Origin of the sequence: Amycolatopsis tolypomycina, from assembly GCF_900105945.1 — a bacterium.
In the GTDB taxonomy this organism is placed as follows: Bacteria; Actinomycetota; Actinomycetes; order Mycobacteriales; family Pseudonocardiaceae; genus Amycolatopsis; species Amycolatopsis tolypomycina.
In genome coordinates this window covers 7,630,621-7,651,036 of the sequence record NZ_FNSO01000004.1, presented here as the reverse complement: position 1 = coordinate 7,651,036, position 20,416 = coordinate 7,630,621, and the positions used below count along the sequence as shown (strand labels likewise).

Below are 20,416 nucleotides of genomic sequence, written 5' to 3'. Positions count from 1 at the left end.
CACCGCCGAGAGGAAATTCCCCATGCGCTTGCGCAAGCTCGTCGCGGCCGCTGTGCCGCTGCCTGCGTTGCTCGGCCTCGCCGTGGCCGTCCCGGCCGCCGCGGCGTCGGAACCCCTGGTCACGCTGGCCGACAACGCCGCGCCGCTGGTCAACAGCGCCCGCACCGGCGACGTCGCGGCCGACCGGCCGATCACCGCAGCGCTCTCCCTGAAACTGCACAACCAGCAGGCGCTCGAAAAGTTCCTCGCCGACGTGCAGAATCCCGCATCGCCGCAATACCACCGGTTCCTCACCCCGGCGCAGTTCAATGCCAGGTTCGGGCCGACCCAGGCCGACGTCGACAAGGCCGTCTCATTTCTCGGGAAAGCGGGCCTGACCGGGATCGAGGTTTCCGGGAACCGGCAGGCCATCACGTTCACCGGTTCGGCGGCACAGCTCGAGCAGGCGTTCCGGACCGGGATCGGGACCTACCACGACCGTGCTTCCGGGCGGGACTTCTTCGCCAACGACGCCGTGCCGGCCGTGCCCGCGAGCGTCTCGGACGTCGTGAGCGGCGTCGTCGGCCTCGACGACCACGCGGTGCGGACGCACTCGGCGAAGCCGCTCGCCCAGCCCAACGTCGTCAAGTCCGTCACCCCGCCGGTGCTCAAGACCGCTTACGGCACCGGCAGCCTGTCGGCGACCGGCAGCGGCGTGAACGTCGGCTTCGTCGAGTTCGACGGCTACCAGAAGGCCGACATCACCAAGTACGACAGCACGTACGGCCTTTCCGCGGGCTCGGTGACGACCGTGCCGGTCAGCGGGGCCAACTACGACTCGTCGCCGGGTGGCGGCCAGATCGAGGTCGAGCTCGACATCGAGGTCGTGCACGCGGTGGCCGCGGCGGCGAACGACTACGTCTACGAGGCACCGAACTCGAGCGCGGGCGAACTGGCGATGTACCAGAAGATCGCCTCCGACGCGACGGTCGACGTCGTCTCGATCTCCTGGGGCGCCTGCGAAGCGGCCGAGGGGTCGAGCGCGGCGAAGAGCGTGAGCAGCGCGATCGCGACCGGCACGGCGGAGGGCATTTCCTACTTCGCGGCCGCGGGCGACGACGGCACGACCGACTGCTACCGCCAGACCGGTTCGACGGCCAAGGGCGTCGACTTCCCGGCGTCGAGCCCGAACGTGTCGGGCGTCGGCGGGACGAAGCTGAGCGTGACGTCGACCAACGGCTACAGCAGCGAAGTGGTCTGGAACGACGGCAACAGCGGCGGTTCGACCGGCGGCGGCATCTCGACGGTGTTCACCGCGCCGTCGTGGCAGTCGTCGCAGAGCACGACGTACCGCAAGGTGCCGGACGTGGCGGCGGACGCCTCGCCGACGTCGGGTTACTACATCTACAGCGCGGGCACGTGGGAAACGGTCGGCGGCACGTCGGGCGCCACTCCGCTGTGGGCGGCCTTCGCGGCCCTGCAGAACCAGGTGCACGGCGGCGCGCTGGGCAACCTGAACCCGAAGTTCTACTCGATCGGCAACGGGTCCTCGTACGGCACGGGCTTCCACGACGTGACGTCGGGCAACAACACCCTGCACGGGACGACCGGGTTCAGCGCCGGCACCGGGTACGACCAGGTGACGGGCTGGGGTTCGTTCAAGGCGAGCGGGCTGTCGGGCCTGCTCGGCTGAGTGCGTGACCAGCGGCGCGGTGACGGTCCGGCCGTCACTGCGCCGCTTGGGGGGTTTGCTTCGCAAGACTAAGCGTTAACCTGGGCGCATGATCAAGCGCACGGTGCTGGACGCCACCCGCGAGCTCCTCCGCGAACTCGGTCTCACCACGGTGTTCGGCAACCCCGGCACCACCGAGGTGCCCTTCCTCACCGACTGGCCCGACGACTTCGACTACGTTCTGGGCCTGCAGGAATCCGCCGTCGTGGCAATGGCCGACGCCTACGCGCAGGCCACCCGGAAGCCGGTGCTCGTCAACCTGCACTCCGCCGGCGGGGTCGGGCACGGGCTCGGCAGCCTCTTCAACGCCTACCGCAACCGGACGCCGTTGATCGTCGTCGCCGGGCAGCAGATCCGGTCGCTGCTCCCGCACGAGCCCTTCCTCGGGGCGCTGGAAGCGCCCGAGTTCCCGAAGCCGTACGTGAAGTGGTCGATCGAGCCCGCCTGCGCCGAAGACGTCCCGGCCGCGCTCGCGCGGGCCTACCACGTCGCCACCCAGGCGCCGTCCGGTCCGGTCTTCGTCTCCGTTCCCGCCGACGACTGGTCCGCCGCCACCGAACGGCCCGTCATCTCCCGCCCCCGGATCCGCGGCTTCGCGCCCGATCCCGAGGCCGTCGACGAGCTCAACACCGCGCTGGCGGCCGCCGAGCGGCCGGCGCTGGTCGTCGGGGGAGCCGTCGACCAGGACGGGGCCGTCGTCGAAACCGTCGCGCTCGCCGAGCGGCTCAACGCCGCCGTGTGGGTCGCCCCGATGTCCTTCCGCTGCTCGTTCCCCGAGGATCACCCGCTGTTCCAAGGGTTCCTCGACCCCGAACGCGGTGCCGTCGCCGACGCGCTCGCGCCGTACGACCTCGTCGTCGTGCTCGGCGCGCCCGCCTTCACCTACCACGTCGACCGCGGGCGCGGGGAAGCTCCACTGCCGCCGCTGTTCGTCGTCAGCGACGACGAACAGGTCCTCGCGCGGGCCTTCGAAGGCACCGGCGTCCGCGCCACGCCGAAGCTGGGCATCCGCGCGCTGCTCAACGTCGTCGACCGCAGCACGCGGCCGGCGCCGGCCCCGCGGCAGCGTCCCGCGAAGCCGGGCAGCGACGCGCTGACCGCCGAACTCGTCTACTCGACGCTCGCGGACGTGTTGCCGGACAACGCCTTGGTCGTCGAGGAGGCGCCCAGCCACCGCGGGATCCTGCACGACCACCTGCCGATCACGGCCACCGACACGGGCTTCCTGACGATGGCCAGCGGCACGCTCGGCTACGGCGTCCCCGGCGTGGTCGGCGCGGCGCTCGGGCGCCCGGACCGCACGGTCGTCGGCGTGATCGGCGACGGCTCGAGCATGTACGGCATCCAGGCCCTCTGGACGGCGGCCCGCGAAGAACTGCCGGTGACGTTCGTGATCCTCGACAACTCCGAGTACGCGGCGGTCCGCATCCTCGGCGACGCGATCGGCGGCGCGAAGCTGCCGGGCACCGAACTGGGCGGCATCGGCTTCGCGGCACTGGCGGAGAGCATGGGGTGCCACGGCGTGACGATCACCGAGCCGTCGCAACTGGTCCCCGGGCTCACGGCGGCGCTGGCCGACCCGCGCCCGACGCTGGTCCACGTGCGCGTGGCGGCGTCGTCCAAGTCGTTGTACTGAACCCCGCCGTGGTCCACAGTGGACATCCACTGTGGACCACCGGCGGTCAGCTGCGGGTCTTGCTTTCCCGGACGTCCGAAGTCTGCTCGGCCAGCTCCCACTCCGCGGCGTCGGACGCGGCCGTGACGGCCTCGGCCGGCGTGCCGCCGTGCAGCAGCCGGGCCACTTCGCCGCGCAGGGTCACGAACTCCGCCGACTCGCGCGTGGTGATCTGGTCCCGGGCGGCGGGCAGCGGCACCGGCAGGTCCGCCACGATCGACGCCGGCGACTTCGACAGCACCAGCACCCGGTCGGACAGGTAGACGCTCTCGTCGATGTCGTGGGTGACGACCAGGATCGTGCTGCCCTGCTCGCGCTGCACGCGCCGGGTCAGGTCCTCGAGCTCGAAGCGCGTCTGCGCGTCGACCGACGCGAACGGCTCGTCCATCAGCAGCAGCGCCGGGCGGCTGGCCAGCGCGCGGGCGATCGACACCCGCTGCTGCATGCCGCCGGACAGCTGCCACGGGTACTTGCCGCCGACGCCGGACAGGCCGACCTGCTCGAGCGCCTCGGCCGCGCGCGCCCGGCGTTCCGCGCGGGAGATCGGCCGCCACCGCAACGGGAACTCGACGTTCTTCTGCACCGAAAGCCACGGGAACAGCGACCGGCTGTAGTCCTGGAACACGACGGCGAGGTCGTCCGGGACGCCGGCGACGCGGTCGCCGTGCAGGCTGACCGTGCCGTCGGTCGGCGGCGTCAGCCCGGCGATGCAGCGCAGCAGCGTCGACTTCCCGCAGCCCGACGGGCCGACGATGCTGGCCAGCTGTCCGGCTTCGACGGTGAACGAAAGGTTGTTCACCGCGGTGTGCGCCTTCGCGCCGGCGCCGTAGGTGTGGCTGAGGCCGGACACTTCGAGCATGGTGGACATGGGAGAGGCCTTTCGCAGCGTCAGTCGCGGCCGAGGCGGGCCGGCTGCCAGGCCAGCACCCGCCGCTCCGCGGCCAGGAAGATCGTGTTGAAGACGTAGCCGAGGATGCCCAGCAGCACCAGCCACGACCACATGGTCGGGAATTCGAAGTCCTGCTGGGCGTTCAGCAGCGACCGGCCGATGCCGTTGTACGCGCCGACGAGCTCGGAGACCACCATCAGCAGCAGCGAGATCGACAGGCTGACCCGCAGCCCGGCGAAGATCTTCGGAGCCGCCGCCGGCAGCACGACCATGCCGAGCCAGTACGCCTTGGGCGTGCGGAACGACCGCGCCGTCTCCACCTTCACCTGGTCGACCGAGCGGACGCCGTCGACCGCGTTGAGCAGCACCGGCCAGATCACGCCGAAGACGATCGACCCGATCTGCATGCCCGAGCTCAGCCCGAACAGCACCGCGAACACCGGGATCAGCGTCGGCGGCGGGATCGAGCGGAAGAACGCGAACAGCGGGCCGACGTAGTCCATCGCCGTCGCCGACCGGCCGAGCAGCACGCCGAGGACGATGCCGACGATCGCGGCCACCGCCCAGCCGCCGAGCGTCCGGCCCAGGCTGGGGAACACGTTGTCGAACACGGCGTCGGTGAGGAACAGGTGTGACGCCGGCCCGGTGAACCACAGCTTCGCCGCGGTGACCGCGATCTCCGTCGGCGGCGGGAAGAACTTGCTGCCGCCGGCCCGGGCGGCGAACTCCCAGCCGACCACGAGGATCGCGAACAGCAGCCAGTTGCGCAGGACCGTGGCGGCACCGCGCGCGGCGCGCCTGCCGACCCGGCCGGAAAGGGTTGCCGCCGTCACGCGATCGCCTCCCGGTCCACGGTGCTCCACTTGAACAGCCGCTTGCCGAGCTGTTCGAGCCCCTCGTTGATCAGGTAGCCCAGCGTCCCGGCGACGACCGTGCCGGCCAGCACCAGGTCGAACCGGATCGAACCGGTGCTGGCGACGATGATGAAGCTGCCGAGCCCGAGCTGGGAACCGGCCAGGAACTCGACGCTCACGACGGCGATCAGCGCGATGGTCGCGGACAGCCGGACGCCGGTGAAGACGAACGGCGCGGTCTGCGGCAGCGCGACCGACGACAGGATGCGGAACCGGCTGGTCCCGCACGCCCGGGCGGTCTCCATCAGCACCGGGTCGATCTCGCTCATGCCGTAGATCGTGTTGAACATGATCGGCCACAGCGAGGCGTAGACGGCGAGGGTGATCTTCGCTTCCGGACCGGAGCCGATCACCAGCAGCACCAGGGGAACCAGTGCGGTGATCGGGATCGGCCGGAGGAACTCCACGATCGCGGCGGTGGCCGTGCGCAAGGCCGGCACGCTGCCGAGCAGGAGGCCGGCGGGCACGCCGATCACGATCGCGACGGCGATGGCGATCAGCCAGGCCAGCATCGTCGCGACGATGTCCCGGACGAACGCGGGATCGCCGAGCAGGTCCCAGACGGTGACCAGCACGACGCTCGGCGGCGGGGTGAACGTTTCACTGACCAGGCCGACCTGGACGACAACCTCCCAGAGCAGGAGGAAGCCGACCAGGCCGGCCAGGCCGCGGAGCAGTTTCTTCACGGTGAGCGGGTCAGCTGGTCGCCTGCGGGGCGATCATCGGCGCGGCGTCGACCTTGCTGGTGATGACGCCCATCTGCAGGAGCAGGTCGGGCACCCGCTGCAGGCGCCGGGCGTCCAGGACGGAGCCGTAGCCGGGCAGGGTGAGCAGCTTGGCCGTGTCTTCGTCGATCTTCGCGTACTTGACCAGCAGCGGTTCGACCTTCGAGCGGTCGTTGATCGCGTCGCTGGTGGCCTTCTTCATCGCCCGCTGGAAGGCCGCGAGGGTCTTCGGGTTCGCCTGCACCCACTTCGTCGCCGCGCCGTAACCGGTCAGCGGGAAGTCCTGGCTGGCGCCGGTGTTGATGTCGATGACCGGCGTCGCACCGACGGTCTTGGCCGCCTGGGTGAGCATCGGCTCCGGCATGTAGGCCGCGTCGACCTGGTTGTCCTTCAGCGCCGCCGCCATGTTCGGCAGCGGGATCAGGGTCCACTTGACCGTGCTGAAGTCGACGCCGTGGTCCTTCATGACCGACTTGGTCAGGATGTCGGACGCGGTGTTCATGGCCGTGATCGCGATCCGCTTGCCGGCCAGGTCGTTGATCGTCTTCACCGTCGAGTTCGGCACCGTGACGATCGCGTTGCTCTTCGCGTTCACCGACGTGCCGTCGGCGACCAGCGAGATGTCCGCGGCGCCCTTGCTCTTGGCGACGAAGAACGGCGTGTAGGTCGAGAGGGCGATGTCGGCCTCGCCGGAGATCGCCTTCTGCATCGACTCCTGGCCGCTCTTGGCCACGATCTGCTCGACCTCGAGCCCCTCGGCCTTGAAGTAGCCACCGTCCTGCGCCAGCCAGAAGGGACCGAGGTCCGTGGTGGGCATGATGGAGACCTTGATCTTCGACTTCTCCAGGCCGCCTCCGTTCGACGAGGCGTTCGAGCTGTCCGAGCCGAGCGCACTGCAGCCGGTGAGGGCCGTGGCGGCTGCGACGGTGAGGGCGAGCCCGAGCGCGGCGCGGCGAGTGCGAACCCGGCCACTGCTCATGGCGTTTCCAAGCAAGGCCTGCTCCTTGAAGAAAGGGATGGTTGGGGAACCGATTCCGATGGAAGTGCGTGACTCATTCTCGGAACCACCCGGGCCACTGTAGAGAACGTGACAGCTTGCTCACAATGGGTGGAATCACTACCTGACCGAGTGGCGCACATCACTCTTTCGGCCTCTGGTCTAGACCCACTGCTCCACTCGCCGTAGGCGTTCACCCAGCGTAGGGGGAGGTTCCTGAAAGAGCGATGGCAAGCTGTGCGTCAGCTGAGCGAACGCTGTGCAAGATTGAGCGGGTCCTGTCGGGAGGGTTACATCTTCCCTTGCCGTTCGCTACCCTCTGCACCTGCGGGGAGGTATCAACCTCCGATGTAGTGAGAGAGAGTGCCTGGATGGCCGATCAAGACGATCCACTTCGGTGTCCCAGCACACTTCGGTGTACCAGCACATACTGTGCTTTTCCTGAGAGAATCTTCCCCGCACAGACCACTGCCTGGCCGGGCGCAGCCGCCGTGCCGGTGGGTTAGGCCTGACCAACAGACCGATGCAGGACCAGCGCAGGGACCCGACCGTGATGCTCGAGCTGAACCGATTCCGTCCGGCCGGACGGGGTTCAGGAACCTCCAGTGCGGACACTGGAGACGATCTTTTCACCCGTACGGGTAGCGTCTTGCGCTGGGCTCCTTCCGATGGGCCGGAGCGCCGGATCGCCGGGAGCGTGCAGACGAGTGGCTGAGGAGAACGCGATGCGCCCTGGCGGGCGCTGGACCGACCAGGGTTTCCCGAGCACGAACGATGATGGTGGAGCGGCGGTGCCGAACGAAGACGCCGCGGGGGTGGGAGGGGCCCCCGCGCAGTCGCCCGGAGCGGATCCGGGCCGGAAGGCCGGGCTGTTCTCCGGCATGCGCGACTGGCGGCTGCGGTCCAAGCTGGCCGCGGTCCTGATCATCCCGACGCTGACGGCGCTCGCGCTGGGCGCGGTGCGCGTGATCGACGACGCCCGCGAGGCGGCCGAGTTCCAGCGCACCGCCGACCAGGTGGCGTTCGCCGTCAAGGTGACCACGGTCGTGCACGAGCTGCAGAACGAGCGCTCGCTGGCCGTCGCCCGGATCTCGTCGGGCAACTCGCTGCTGCAGACCGGGCTCGACGCCCAGATCGCCAAGGTCGACCGCGAGGTCGCCGACCTGCGAGGCGCGGCGAACACCCTCGACTACGACGACCAGGCGACCAAGGACCGCTACACCCGCGGTCTCCAGCGCCTCGACGCCCTGCGCCCGCTGCGCGCGGCGTTCAACACCCAGAACAGCCTGCCCGACGTCACGGTGCTCACCGCCTACTCGGGCATCCTCGACTCGCTCATCGAGCTCGGCCGCGAGGTGACCACCGCGGTCACCGACCGGGACGTGCTGCGCCTCGGCACGAGCACGCAGGCGATCAGCGAGGCCAAGGAGTTCACCACCCGCTCCGACGCCGAGCTGCAGATCGCCGCGTTCCGCGGCAGCTTCCCCGGCGACCTGCTCGACCAGACGCGCGCTTCGGCGTCCAGTGCGGACGCCTCCGTCGCGGCCTTCCTCGCGAACGCCGACGACGACCAGCGCCAGCTCTACAACGACACCTACTCCGGCCCGGAGGTCGACGACCGCCGCCGGATCCTGACCTCGGCGTTCTCCTTCGCCCAGCTGGGTGACCCGCCGAACATCGACACGACCGCGCTCGGCCAGGACAGCAAGGTGTCGGCCGACAAGCTGCACGCGGTCGAGTCGAACCTGCTGGCCCAGCTCAAGGCCCGCGCCGACGACCTCGCCACGGCGGCGGTCAACTCGGCGTGGATCGGCGGTGCCGTGGTGCTCGCCGCGCTGGCGCTGGCGGTCGCGCTGATGCTCATCGTCGCGCGCCTGATGCTGCGCCCGCTGCGGGTGCTGCGGAAGAGCGCGCTGGACGTCGCCTACACCCGGCTGCCGGAGACCGTGCAGGCGATCCTGGACGACCCGGACCCGGTCGGCGCCTCCAAGCGGGCCGTCCAGCCGGTGCCCGTCACCTCCCGCGACGAGATCGGCGAGGTCGCGCGGTCGTTCGACATCGTCCACGAACAGGCCGTCAAGATGGCCGCCGAGCAGGCCCTCCTGCGCGAGAACGTCAACGGCATCTTCGTGAACCTGTCCCGCCGGTCGCAGCGGCTGGTGGAACGCCAGCTCGGCGTCATCGACCGGCTCGAGGCCGACGAGCAGGACCCGGACCACTTGGCCAGCCTGTTCGAGCTCGACCACCTCGCGACGCGGCTGCGGCGCAACGGTGAGTCCCTGCTTGTGCTCTCCGGCGCTGGCCTCGCGAAGTCCGTGCCCAAGCCGGTGCCCGCCGCCGACGTCATCGGCGCCGCGGTGTCCGAGATCGAGCAGTACGCCCGGATCGAGGTCGGCATCGTGCCCGACGTCGCTGTCCAGGGCTTGGCGATCCACGACCTCGTGCACGTCCTCGCCGAGCTGCTCGACAACGCGACCTACTTCTCCGAGCCGGAGACGAAGGTCATCGTGCGGGCCGTGGTGACCCGCCGCAAGGCGCTCGCCATCCAGGTCACCGACCACGGTGTCGGCATGAGCGAGGAGCGGCTGGCCGAGGTCAACGCGCGCCTGGCCGACCCGCCGGACCTGGACGTGTCGGTGACCCGGCGAATGGGTCTGTACGTGGTCTCGCGGCTGGCCAAGCGCCACGGCATCGAGGTCCGGCTGCGCGAGAACGAGGACATCGAGGGTGGCGTGATCGCCCGGGTCGTCGTCCCGGCCGAGCTGCTCACCCAGCTCCGCCCGGGCATGCAGCGGCAGACGCCGCCGCCGGCGAACCGGTCCGAGACGTCGATGTCGATGCCGAGCATCCCGCCGATCCCGGCCGCGCGTTCGGACTTCGACCAGACGCAGTCGTTCGCGCAGACGCCTCCGCCGCCGTCGCACCCGACCCCGGCAGCGCCCCCGCCACCGGCCCACGAACCCGTGGCGAACCAGGGCGGCCTGGTGCCGCTCGACCAGCCGATCAGCCTGGACGACCTGGTCAGCGGCGGCCGCGCGGCGGGCCCGTTCCTGTCGCCGGAGCTGCCCAAGCCGGAGACGCCGGCCTGGCCGACCGCCGAGGACCTGGCGCCGCTGGCGCCGTCGTCGAACGGTGACGGGGCGAGCTCGCGGGCCGCGGACACGCAGTTCGCGCCGCTGGTGCTGCCCAAGCGCGAGCCGAAGTTCGTGCCGCCGGAGGAGCCGCCCCCGGCGCCGCCGCCCGCGCCCGAAGTCGGTTCGTCGGCGCTCGAAGACGATGTACCCACCCGGCGGTTGCCGATCTACCAGTCGGTGCTGTCACGCTGGTTCAGTGAAGGCGATGACTCGGCCGCCGACCCGGTGGCGCCGCAGGGCGACGGCGAAGACCCCAACCTGCCGCCGCTCACCGGCTCCGAGGAGCCTTCGGTGCCCGCCGCCTCGTCGTCCGCGCCCGCCGAGCCGTCCCGCGACGAGCTGCAGCCGACCGCGGCGACCCGGCACCCGCTCCTCCCGGCCGACGACGGCTGGCACAGCGCGTCCGACGACGGCTGGCAGGCGGCGCAGTCGCTGCTGGAGTCCAAGAACGAGGAGATCACCCCGGCCGGGCTGCCCAAGCGCGTCCCGAACGCCTACCTGGTGCCGGGGTCGATCAGCAGTCCTTCGGCGGACGCGCCGCCCCAGAACAGTTTCGCGGACAACACCGCGGGCATGCCCGGAACGGGTGCGATCACCCGCTCGGCGTCCGCGGCGCGAAGCCGGATGGCAAGCTTCCAACGGGGCTACACCTCGGGACGGCACGCCTTGAAGGAACTCCCGGCCGAAGAGCAACTGCAAGGCAGCAGGGTTCCGGGGCGTGGCAACACCACAGACAGCAGTGAGGAGTGAAAGTGACACGGGCGGGTGCAATGCAGCCGGGTGGCGCCGCGCAGCCGAACGGGCAGGCGCATGCCAAGGCGAACAATGCCGGCAGCTTCGCTTGGCTGATCACGGATTTCGTGCACCGGGTGCCCGGCGCGGCCCACGCGGTCGTGGTGTCGGCCGACGGCCTGCTCCTGGCGGCCTCACGGGGCCTGCCGAAGGACCGGGCGGACCAGCTGGCGGCGGTGGCGTCGGGGCTGACCAGCCTCGCGCGCGGCGCGGCCAAGGTGTTCGAGGGCGGCACGGTGGCGCAGACCGTGGTCGAGATGGCCAACGGTTTCCTCTTCCTCATGTCGGTTTCCGACGGTTCGTGTCTGGCGGTTCTGGGGTCGCCGGAGAGTGACATCGGCCTGGTCGTCTACGAGATGACCCTGCTGGTGGAGCGGGTCGGCCAGCAGCTGACTCCGGAGATGCGGGCGCAACTGCAGGGTGCGGCCGTCCGCCGCTGAGGACCTGGGAACCGAGGAGAGAGCCGTGGACGACGGGCGCTTGAGGGGTGATGGGCGGCTCGGTGACGACTTCTCCGGCGGGTGGTCCGACCAATCGGACGAAAGCCGCGAGGACTGGCAGTCGTTCCGGGACCGCGTCGACCGCGAGTGGCGGGCGCGCCGGGTACAGGCCTCCGACAGCGACCCCGTGCGGGAGCCGCCGAACTGGCTGACGGACAGCAATGCCGGGCAGGAACCGCTCCGGCCGATCGCCGGCGGCACCGAGTACCGCGACCGCCTCCTCGGCGGTCCGGGCGCGGAGCTGTTCGGCGGTTCGAGCGGGCCGCTGTACGACGCGCGCGACTTCGCGGCGTACACGACCGAGCGTGACTTCGGCTCGGGACCGGACTCCGGTGAGTTCGCCGCGGCGCTGCCCCGGCAGGCCAGCCAGGAGTACGTCGACGAGCCGCCGGCGACGGAGATGGAGACCTCGGGCCTGGTCCGGCCGTACTTCCGGACCCGGGGCCGGACGAAGGCGACCCTCGACCTGGCGATCGAGGCGTTGATCTCGACCAGCGAACAGGGCCGGATGCTCGACCGGGTCCGGGTGCCCGAGCACCGGTCGATCTGCGACCTGTGCCTCGACACCAGGTCGGTGGCCGAGGTGGCGGCGCTGCTGCGCCTGCCGCTCGGCGTGGTGCGCGTGTTGATTGGTGACGTGGCGGGCCTCGGGCTGGTGCTGGTGCACTCCAGCAGCCCGACCGTGGGCGACCGCCCGAGTATCGAGTTCATGGAAAGGGTGCTCAGTGGGCTTCGGAGAATTTGACTCCGACGCGAACGCGCCGCAGGTGACGGGTCCGACCTCGTCGGCCAAGATCGTGGTCGCCGGCGGGTTCGGTTCGGGGAAGACAACGCTGGTCGGGGCGATCTCCGAGATCGACCCGCTGACCACCGAGGCCATGATGACCGAGGCCAGCGTCGGGCACGACGACACCTCGGCCACGCCCAACAAGACCACCACGACCGTGGCGATGGACTTCGGGCGCATCTCGCTGGACTCGGACCTGGTGCTGTACGTGTTCGGTACCCCTGGTCAGCACCGGTTCTGGTTCATGTGGGACGACCTCGCGGTCGGCGCCATCGGCGCGGTCGTGCTGGTGGACACGCGGCGGCTCGCCGACGCGTTCCCCTCGATCGACTTCTTCGAGAACCGGAAGCTGCCCTACGTCGTGGCGATCAACTGCTTCGACCGGCTGCTGCACCACCAGATCGAGGACGTCCGGCACGCGCTCACCATCGCGCCGTCGGTCCCGATCATGGCGTGCGACGCGCGCGAGCGTGAGTCCGCCAAGCAGGTGCTGATCTCCGTCGTCCAGCACGCGATCGCGCACGATACGGCGTTGCGCGCGGGATAGCGGATGACGCCCCGATCCGGATGCGGCCGTTGGAGTGAACTCCGCGTGCTTCACCCACTTCGGGGAGTGTCGTCACCGTCCGGAGGAGCAGCGGGCCGGTCCAGGGCTGGGAGTTTGTGCCGCACTGGTTCTGACCTGCGCCGATGCTTCACGGGTGCGAGCCGTGGCGTGTCCCCCGGATGGGGGAGGCAGCCCGGGTGGCCGCGGAGTTCGGCCGGGTGCACACGTAGGGTGCGCAGCGGCCGGCCGGTGGCGGGCTCGACAGCACCGGCGGTGCGAATACGCTTTACCGTGGCGTCGCCGACCGGCCGTGCCGGGCGCTCCGGGGTGCGGCGGGCGACGCCGCACGAGCAAGGAGGAGCAGGAGTGACCGCTTCCGGCCAGGGCACATTCGGCTGGCTCATCACGGACTTCGTGCGCCGGGTACCCGGTGCCGCGCACGCCGTTCTGGTGTCCGCGGACGGCTTGCTGCTGGCGCCGTCGGAAGGGCTGCCGCAGGAACGTGCCGAACAGCTGTCGGCGGTCGCGTCCGGCCTGATCAGCCTGACGGCCGGGGCGGCCCGCTGCTTCGAGGCGGGCGGCGTCAACCAGACCGTGGTGGAGATGGAGCGCGGCTACTTGTTCTTGATGTCCGTTTCGGACGGGTCGTCGCTGGCGGTCCTGGCCGCCCCGACGTGCGACATCGGCACGGTCGCCTACGAGATGACGCTGCTCGTGGAGCGCGTCGGCCAGCAGATCACCCCGGAGCTGCGCGCGCAGCTGCAGGGCGGCGTGCGTGGGTAGGGCGAGATGAGGATTTCGGGATTCGACGATCCGGACTCCAGCGGCTGGGACGCACTGCACCGCGGCACCGAGCGCGAGGGCTTCGACTCGCCCAGCAAGTTCGACATGTCGACACTGTCGATGATCATGCCCAAGCGCAAGCCGGCCCGCCCGCAGCCGGACGCGCAGGGCTACACGGACGAGGACACCCGCGAGTGGGGTTCCTCGGCCGAAGACGAGGATTACGCCGGCCTGGCACCGGCGCCGGAGGTGGCGGACGAGTCGTACGCGCGGCCGGAGCCCGGTGGCCGCCGGAGCCGGCGCGCGCGGGAGTCCGCCGACGAGTCGTTCGAGCGCCCTGGGTCCGGTGGTTTCCCGGCTCGCCGGTCGCCGGAGTTCGCCGACGAGTCGTTCGAGCGCCCTGGGTCCGGTGGTTTCCTGGCCAGGCGCGCGCCCGAGCCCGCCGACGAGCCTTACGCCCGCCCGGACCCCGCGGCCTTCCCCACCCGGCGCGCGCCCGAGCCCGCCGAAGCGGCCTTCCCGGCCCGGCGCGCGCCCGAGCCCGCCGCCGACGAGCACTTCCGCCGTGAGCCCGGTGGCCGCCGGAGCAGGCGGGCGCCGGAGCCCGATCCGCTGGGCTACTCGGCCCCGCACTCACCCGTCGTGGCCGAGGACGGTTACGACCCCGTCGAGCCCGAGTGGCAGGACGGCGAGACCTTCGAGCCCGAACCCCCGCCGCTCGAGCCTGCCTGGGCGCCGCCGACCCCGCCGCGGGGTGTGCGGCCGCCCGTTCCGCACCCGCCGGCCCCGCGGCCACCCGCGCCCCGGCCGCCGATCTCGCGGCCGCCCGCGCCGCCGTCGCGGGCGCAGGCCGCGCCCCCGCCCGCGTGGGCCCCGCCGCCGCCCGCCGACTGGACGCCGCCGCCCGACCCGGAGACCCGCTGGGTCCCGCACCCGGAACCGTGGGAGGACCCGGGCTGGCACGAGCCCGCCCGCGTGGCGAGCCCGGTGCCCGTCGCTTCGCCGGGTTCGCGGGTCCGCCCGTACACCCGCACCGGCGGCCGCACCCGGTCCGACCACAACCTGGCGCTGGAGGCCCTCGTCTCGACGTCCGACGACGGCCGCCGCTACCGCGGGGTCCGCTCGGTCGAACACCGCCGGATCTGCGACCTGTGCCTGGACACCCGGTCGGTCGCCGAGATCGCCGCGCACCTGCGGCTGCCGCTGGGCGTGGTCAAGGTGCTGGTCGGCGACATGGCCGACATCGGCCTGGTGCTGATCCACCAGACCGAGCTGATCCTCGGCGACCGGTCGTCCCGCGAGTTCATGGAACGCGTCCTGGCCGGCCTGCGCGCCCTCTAACCGGCCGCGGCGAGGTCGAGGGTCAACGTGTTGCCCGGCCCCGGGACGACGGCGTTGATCAGCGGCGTCGCCGAGCCGCAGTTCTCGAAGGCACCGATCGCGTACGTCGATTCGAGGCGGCCGCCCGTGCCCTCGGCGAAGTCCGCCGACGTGAGCTCGGTCGTCAGCGGCTCGGCCGTGCCGCAGTCCGGGCCGACGTCGTAGGACCGGCCGTTGACCCGGAGGTCGGAAAGGGCCACCGCCCAGGTCGCCGAACCGGAGAAGCCGCCGAAGACCGAGCCCTCGGCGTGGCCGGGGCCGAACGTGACGGTCCCGCTGACCCGGCCGACGCCCGGCAGCGGCCGGCTGACGTGCACCGGCGGCAGCGTGAACGTGCCGGTGAAGGTGTACGGCCCGATGAGCGTGTCCATGTCGAACCGGCCCGGCCCGAGCTCGAGGTCGACGTCGGGCTTCGCGATGTGCGTGGTCCCGGTGACCGGGTACGTCGAGTGGACCGGCGGCCCGGCCGCAGCCACTGTCCCGGCCCCGGCCAGCACCGTCGCCGCCACCGCGGTCACGCGCGTTCCCCACTTCATGGTTCAGGCCTACCACCTGCCGGCGCCGGTTCGGCGGGGATTCACCGAATCCGGCGTCAGTCCTCGACGAGCGCGGCGGACGTGATGCGGTGGAGGGAGTAGCGCTCGTTGTTCTCGCCCTCGAGGACCCCGCCGCCGACGCGCACCGGCCGCACGACACGCTGGCTCGCCGTGCCGCGGGAGTCCACGAACCCGATCCACACCTCACGGCGCTCCAGCGTCGCCCGTGACAGCAGTTCGAGCGTCGCCGACGTGTCCGCGCCGCCGCCGACCGGCGCCCGCACGGCCGAACCGCGGCGGCGCGCCGAGGCCGCGTCGCCGGCCCGGAGGTTGGAGACGATCCGGACGGCCTGGTCTTCGGTCAGCACCGCCTGCTCGCCGGGGCTGCGGCGGGCCGCCCGTGCCTTCGCCGGCAGGCGGCGGCCGCTGGGCCGGATGTCGACCACCCGGCCGTCCGGGCCCTCGGCCGCCGGCGCGAACCCGGCCCCGCGCAGCGCGGCGAGGACCTCGTGCAGCGGGTCGGGACTGATCACGACCGTCGGCGCGATCAGCCGCAGCGCGTGCTCCGCCGCGACCGGGTGGGCCAGCACCTCGGCCAGCAGCGCCTCGTCGTCGCACCGCAGGAACGCCGCCGCGACCCCGCCGCGCAGCCGTCCGTGCCGCCGGGCGACGTCGTCGATCAGGTAGCTCAGCCCCTGCGGCACCGGGGTCGCCGACTTCGTCTTGAACAGCGCGTGCAGCTCGTCGGCCGTGCGGCCGGTGTCCAGCGCGCGCCGCACCGAGCCCTCGGTGATCCGGTAGACCGTCGCGTGCCCGGCCGACTCGACGTCGGCGACCGCAGCCATCTCCGCCGCCAGCTCCGGTTCGAGGGGGCCCGGCGCGACGACCGTCAGGTCGGCCTGCAGCAGCACGCGGTCCACCGGTGCGGGCAGCGCGTCCAGGATCGCCTCGACCGCGCCAGGCCGGTCTTCGGCGAGCAGCGCGCGCGTCGCCGTCGTGACGCCGCCGAGCCCGACGATCCCCAGCGCGCTCGCTTCGGCCATCGTCCAGCGGACGGTTTCGTCCCGCAGCCGCCCGCCCCGCCTCGGCGCGCGCCACGCCAGGACCGCGACGAGCTCGTCGACGCTCTTCACGCCGGCGCCGTGGGGCAGGTCCGCCAGCGCGGTGAGGACCCGCCGCCGGGCGACCGGGGCGAGCGGACGGCGCAGGTCCTCCGACAGCGGCGCGATCGGCTTGTCCTTGGCGTCGCGGCCGCCGGCCAGGCCGGGCAGGCGCGGCAGCTCCAGCCACGCCTGGGCGAGCGTCATCCACCGCTGCGCGGTCGGGGAGGCGAGCCACGAGTCGGTCAAAGTCGTCGGCACCCATTCGGGCACGGTCGCCTCGCTGTCGGCGACGAGCCCGGCGCCCACGGCCAGCTCGGCCAGCAGGATGGCCTGGGCGTCGTCGATCTCCAGGTCCTTGGCGAGCTTCTTCAGCTCCCGCACGCCGAGGCCGCCCGACTTGAGCACCGGCGGCGGGGCGGCCGACCACGCGCGCAGCAGGGCTTCGGTCTGGCGCAGGAACTCCATGGCCTCGCCGGCCGCGGCTTCGTCCAGGGTGGCCGGCCGGTGCGGGTGGACCGGCAGCTCGGGCTCGGTGAGCGCGCCCGGTGCGAACACACCGCCGCGCACCGCGACACCGAGCTCGCGCGGCAGTTCGACGGTCTGGTCGTCGCGCCGCAGCAGCAGGCCGCGGGCGAGCAGCTTCTGCACCGGCGTCGCGGCCTTGTCGAGCGGGAGGTCGAGCCCGGCGTCGCGGGTGCGGCCGATCGGCGGCCCGGCGGCGAGGGCGGTCAGCACGCCGCGTTCGTCGTCGGACAGCTCGGCGATCCGCGCTTCGAGGTCTTCGTCGGCCAGCGCCGGCGAAGACGCGCCCAGCCCGGCCGGGAACGGCCCGAGGGCCTCCCTGGCCGCGGGCGGCACGCGCAGGGCGTCGTCGGGACCCCAGGTCAGCGCCCGCGCGCGCAGGCACGCCAGTGGCGCGGTGATGTCGGTGCCGACCAGCTTCGCGACGTCTTCGACCGGTACCGGGTCGCGGTCCGCGCCGGCCAGCAGGCACGCTTCGAGCACGGCCAGGGTGAAGGTGTCGAGGTCCTCGCAGGCGCGCGCGACCGAGCCCGGCGTGCCGGCCCGGGTGGCCAGCACCGTGCTGTCGGAGGGCGGGGGCGTGGACAGGTCGCGCCGCGTGCGGAGCAGCTCGGCGAGTGCGTCGTCGGACTCCGCACGCAGCCAGTCCGCCAAAGAGGTCGCGGGCATAGACGACCAGGATACCGGGCGGTTGCGAGAGGCTGCCCGGTCTCAGGCAGACTGTCTGCGTAAGACCGTGAACGGCTGTGGAGGACGTTGTGGCCAAGGGTGAGAAGAAGCACAAGGGCATCGACCCGACCTGGCCGGGCGAGGACGGCGAGCACCCCGTGACCGAGCTCGCGTCCGACCGCCAGGGCGCGCTGTCGCCGTTCGGCGACATCACCTTCCCCCTCGACACGGTGCCCTACGTGCACCCGGAGACCGAGATCAACCGCTGACCGCATAGTTACTGGTCAGTACCGGTATCGGCCCCTCGTGAGGGCGGTCACGGGAGTAGGTTTCCTTCCGTCCCAGCCCACCCTTCCCACCACACGGGGGTAGTGCCATGCCGGTTCCCGGTCCCGGATATTCGATCACCGTCCGGGTGGAGGCCCCGGCCTCGGTCACGGCGGCCGGTGACCTGACCGCCGCCGTCGGCCGCGTCGGCGGCGTGCTGACCGCGTTCGACGTCGTGGAGTCCCACTCCGACTCGATCGTGGTCGACATCAGCGCCAACGCGCTGTCGGAGAACCACGCGAACGACATCACCCAGACGCTGGACTCGCTGCCCGGCGTCAAGGTGCGCAAGGTCTCCGACCGGACGTTCCTGATCCACCTCGGCGGCAAGATCGAGGTGACGCCGAAGGTCGCGCTCCGCAACCGTGACGACCTCTCCCGCGCCTACACCCCGGGCGTGGCCCGCGTCTGCCAGGCGATCGCCGCCAACCCCGAGGACGCCCGCCGGCTGACCATCAAGCGCAACACCGTCGCGGTGCTCACCGACGGCTCCGCGGTGCTCGGCCTTGGCAACATCGGCCCGGCCGCCGCGCTGCCGGTGATGGAGGGCAAGGCGGCGCTGTTCAAGAAGTTCGCCGACGTCGACGCGTGGCCGGTGTGCCTGGACACCCAGGACACCGAAGAGATCATCATGATCGCCAAGGCGCTCGCCCCGGTGTACGCGGGCATCAACCTGGAGGACATCGCGGCACCGCGCTGCTTCGAGATCGAGAAGCGCCTGCGTGAGCAGCTGGACATCCCGGTGTTCCACGACGACCAGCACGGCACGGCGATCGTGGTCGTCGCGGCCCTGCGCAACGCCCTGCGCGTGGTGGGCAAGAGCATCGAGGACTGCAAGATCGTGGTGAGCGGAGTCGGCGCGGCCGGCTCGGCGATCATCCGCCTGATCCTGCAGAAGAACCCGGCCGACATCGTCGCGGCGGACATCGACGGCATCGTCCACTCGGCCCGCGGCAACCTCGACGACAACCTGACGTGGATCGCGTCCCACACGAACAAGCAGCAGGTCAGCGGCACTTTGCACGAGGCGCTGGTGGGCGCGGACGTGTTCATCGGCGTCTCGGCCCCCAACCTGTTCGGCGCCGAGCAGGTGGCGACGATGAACAAGGACGCGGTGGTCTTCGCCCTGGCCAACCCGGACCCGGAGATCGACCCGATGGAGGCCCAGAAGCACGCCGCGGTGGTGGCGACGGGCCGCAGCGACTTCCCGAACCAGATCAACAACGTCCTGGCGTTCCCGGGCGTGTTCCGCGGCTTGCTGGACGCTCACGCCCACAACATCGACGACACGATGCTGCTGGCGGCGGCCGACGCGATCGCGGACGTGGTCGACAACGGCAAGCTGAACGCGTCGTTCATCGTGCCGAGCGTGTTCGACAGCGCCGTGGCGCCGGCGGTCGCGGACGCAGTCCGGAAGGCCGTGCTCGCGGAGCGCTGAGCTTCCGGCGGTAGCGGATCGATTCCAGCGGCGGCCCTCCCGGCGACGGGTGCGGCCGCCGCGGTTTTGGAGCGCCCGGCCCCGGCTGACGGCAGTCGGCGCTCGCCGAGCGCTCAACCCGGAGGGAACGCGGCCGATTTGGCCGGCCCGCGGGGCCCTGCCCGCCCTGCCTCCCGAGGCGCGCCCCAGGCCTCGCCGCCGTGGCCTGGCCCCTGGCCTCGCCGCCGTGGGCCCTGCCGGCGCTGAACCTCAGCGAACCCGTTCCAGCAACCTCACCTCCACCTCCGGCAGATCCTCGAACCGGGCCCGGCCGTCCGTGGTCACCAGCGTGCGGCCGGTGGCCCGGGCGGTGGCCGCGATGATCAGGTCGTGCGCGCCGCGGACCTGGCCCGTCCGCTGCAGGTGGGCCAGCAGTTCGGCGTGGTGCTCGACGACACTCGCCGAGTAGTCCACCACCGGGGTCACCGCCAGGAACTCGGCCAGGAACGCGCTGTGCGCCGCCTGACGGGCCGGGTTCGGGTCGAGCAGCAGCCCCACCCGGTACTCGGTGATCGCCAGTGCCGGCACCGCAACGTCGTCCTCGTCGCCGATCGCGCCCGCCGGCAGCCGTTGCCGGGCAGCGTCGATGAGGATCCCGGTGTCGAGGATCAGTCGCGCCACGGGTCACCGTCCAGCTCCGCCGAGGCCGTCTCGCGGACCTTCGTCACGTTCTCCTCGAACCCGTCATCAACCTCCAGTTTTCCGGCCCAGCGGTGGAACACCGCGCACACCTCGCCACCGTTCGCGCGCGGTGCGGGCACGATCAGCGCCACCCGCCTGCCGTTGCGGGTGACGACGATCGTTTCGCCCTTCTCCGCCTCGTCGAGTACCGCGGAGAACGACCGGGACGCTTCCGAAGCGCTCAGTTCCAGCACCAGTTCAGATTATCAGACTCCGAACTTATGAACCAGGCCGCCGCGGCGTTGTCCCCCGATGGTGGAAGTAGCC

General features: G+C 71.6%; 18 protein-coding genes. 10 read left to right on the top strand and 8 right to left on the bottom strand.

Annotated elements, in window-relative coordinates; all coding sequences use genetic code 11:
* The first annotated feature begins 22 nt into the window (after nucleotides 1-22).
* Nucleotides 23-1,672, top strand: a complete 1,650-nt coding sequence (locus BLW76_RS44965) for a S53 family peptidase (RefSeq protein ID WP_091318538.1) — start codon at nucleotides 23-25, stop codon at nucleotides 1,670-1,672.
* An 88-nt stretch (nucleotides 1,673-1,760) separates the two neighbouring features.
* Nucleotides 1,761-3,347 carry a benzoylformate decarboxylase gene (mdlC, locus tag BLW76_RS44960; RefSeq protein WP_091318537.1) on the top strand — a complete coding sequence of 529 codons (1,587 nt, stop codon included), beginning with the start codon at nucleotides 1,761-1,763 and terminating at the stop codon, nucleotides 3,345-3,347.
* Between the two features lie 46 nt (nucleotides 3,348-3,393).
* Here the strand turns inward: mdlC and BLW76_RS44955 are convergent, their stop codons facing one another.
* The 4 genes from BLW76_RS44955 to BLW76_RS44940 are packed head-to-tail and all read right to left on the bottom strand — an operon-like array spanning nucleotide 3,394 to nucleotide 6,893.
* Entirely contained in the window at nucleotides 3,394-4,254 is an 861-nt protein-coding gene (locus BLW76_RS44955) for an ABC transporter ATP-binding protein (RefSeq protein WP_091318535.1), read from the bottom strand.
* A gap of 20 nt (nucleotides 4,255-4,274) precedes the next feature.
* The gene (locus BLW76_RS44950; RefSeq protein ID WP_091318534.1) at nucleotides 4,275-5,108 is read right to left on the bottom strand and encodes an ABC transporter permease; all 834 of its coding nucleotides are present in this window, start codon (nucleotides 5,106-5,108) and stop codon (nucleotides 4,275-4,277) included.
* A complete protein-coding gene (locus BLW76_RS44945) occupies nucleotides 5,105-5,875 on the bottom strand; it encodes an ABC transporter permease (RefSeq protein ID WP_091318532.1) in 771 nt (256 codons plus the stop codon). Before BLW76_RS44945 ends, BLW76_RS44950 begins: the two co-directional genes overlap by 4 nt.
* 10 nt (nucleotides 5,876-5,885) lie before the next feature.
* Nucleotides 5,886-6,893, bottom strand: a complete 1,008-nt coding sequence (locus BLW76_RS44940; RefSeq protein WP_167384939.1) for an ABC transporter substrate-binding protein — start codon at nucleotides 6,891-6,893, stop codon at nucleotides 5,886-5,888.
* Between the two features lie 743 nt (nucleotides 6,894-7,636).
* Here BLW76_RS44940 and BLW76_RS44935 point away from each other — a divergent pair.
* From BLW76_RS44935 to BLW76_RS44910, 6 genes are all read left to right on the top strand, one after another.
* Complete coding sequence (locus BLW76_RS44935) at nucleotides 7,637-10,795, top strand: sensor histidine kinase (protein ID WP_091318529.1); 3,159 nt, start codon at nucleotides 7,637-7,639, stop codon at nucleotides 10,793-10,795.
* A 20-nt stretch (nucleotides 10,796-10,815) separates the two neighbouring features.
* A complete protein-coding gene (locus tag BLW76_RS44930) occupies nucleotides 10,816-11,277 on the top strand; it encodes a roadblock/LC7 domain-containing protein (protein WP_091318528.1) in 462 nt (153 codons plus the stop codon).
* A 25-nt stretch (nucleotides 11,278-11,302) separates the two neighbouring features.
* Entirely contained in the window at nucleotides 11,303-12,082 is a 780-nt protein-coding gene (locus BLW76_RS44925) for a DUF742 domain-containing protein (RefSeq protein ID WP_091320666.1), read from the top strand.
* Entirely contained in the window at nucleotides 12,063-12,671 is a 609-nt protein-coding gene (locus BLW76_RS44920) for a GTP-binding protein (RefSeq protein WP_003085371.1), read from the top strand. The genes BLW76_RS44925 and BLW76_RS44920 overlap by 20 nt, the downstream gene beginning before the upstream one ends.
* A 366-nt stretch (nucleotides 12,672-13,037) precedes the next feature.
* On the top strand, nucleotides 13,038-13,454 hold the full coding sequence (locus tag BLW76_RS44915) for a roadblock/LC7 domain-containing protein (protein WP_003085368.1): 417 nt from the start codon (nucleotides 13,038-13,040) through the stop codon (nucleotides 13,452-13,454).
* Nucleotides 13,455-13,460: 6 nt separating this feature from the next.
* The gene (locus BLW76_RS44910; protein ID WP_091318526.1) at nucleotides 13,461-14,795 is read left to right on the top strand and encodes a DUF742 domain-containing protein; all 1,335 of its coding nucleotides are present in this window, start codon (nucleotides 13,461-13,463) and stop codon (nucleotides 14,793-14,795) included.
* Here the strand turns inward: BLW76_RS44910 and BLW76_RS44905 are convergent.
* Together BLW76_RS44905 and BLW76_RS44900 are read right to left on the bottom strand one after the other, a co-directional pair.
* Complete coding sequence (locus BLW76_RS44905) at nucleotides 14,792-15,370, bottom strand: hypothetical protein (RefSeq protein ID WP_244170618.1); 579 nt, start codon at nucleotides 15,368-15,370, stop codon at nucleotides 14,792-14,794. The genes BLW76_RS44910 and BLW76_RS44905 overlap by 4 nt on opposite strands.
* A 56-nt stretch (nucleotides 15,371-15,426) precedes the next feature.
* Complete coding sequence (locus BLW76_RS44900; protein ID WP_091318523.1) at nucleotides 15,427-17,664, bottom strand: helicase-associated domain-containing protein; 2,238 nt, start codon at nucleotides 17,662-17,664, stop codon at nucleotides 15,427-15,429.
* 89 nt (nucleotides 17,665-17,753) lie between these two features.
* Between BLW76_RS44900 and BLW76_RS44895 the strand changes: the two genes are divergently transcribed.
* Entirely contained in the window at nucleotides 17,754-17,933 is a 180-nt protein-coding gene (locus BLW76_RS44895; RefSeq protein WP_091318522.1) for a hypothetical protein, read from the top strand.
* 107 nt (nucleotides 17,934-18,040) lie between these two features.
* The gene (locus BLW76_RS44890) at nucleotides 18,041-19,429 is read left to right on the top strand and encodes an NAD-dependent malic enzyme (RefSeq protein ID WP_091318520.1); all 1,389 of its coding nucleotides are present in this window, start codon (nucleotides 18,041-18,043) and stop codon (nucleotides 19,427-19,429) included.
* A gap of 249 nt (nucleotides 19,430-19,678) precedes the next feature.
* Here BLW76_RS44890 and BLW76_RS44885 read toward each other — a convergent pair whose 3' ends face one another.
* Nucleotides 19,679-20,089 (bottom strand): PIN domain-containing protein, encoded by a 411-nt coding sequence (locus BLW76_RS44885; RefSeq protein ID WP_091318519.1) that lies wholly within the window; start codon nucleotides 20,087-20,089, stop codon nucleotides 19,679-19,681.
* Nucleotides 20,077-20,343: a type II toxin-antitoxin system Phd/YefM family antitoxin gene (locus tag BLW76_RS44880; RefSeq protein WP_091318518.1), complete on the bottom strand. Its 267-nt coding sequence runs from the start codon at nucleotides 20,341-20,343 to the stop codon at nucleotides 20,077-20,079. Before BLW76_RS44880 ends, BLW76_RS44885 begins: the two co-directional genes overlap by 13 nt.
* Nucleotides 20,344-20,416 lie beyond the last annotated feature (73 nt).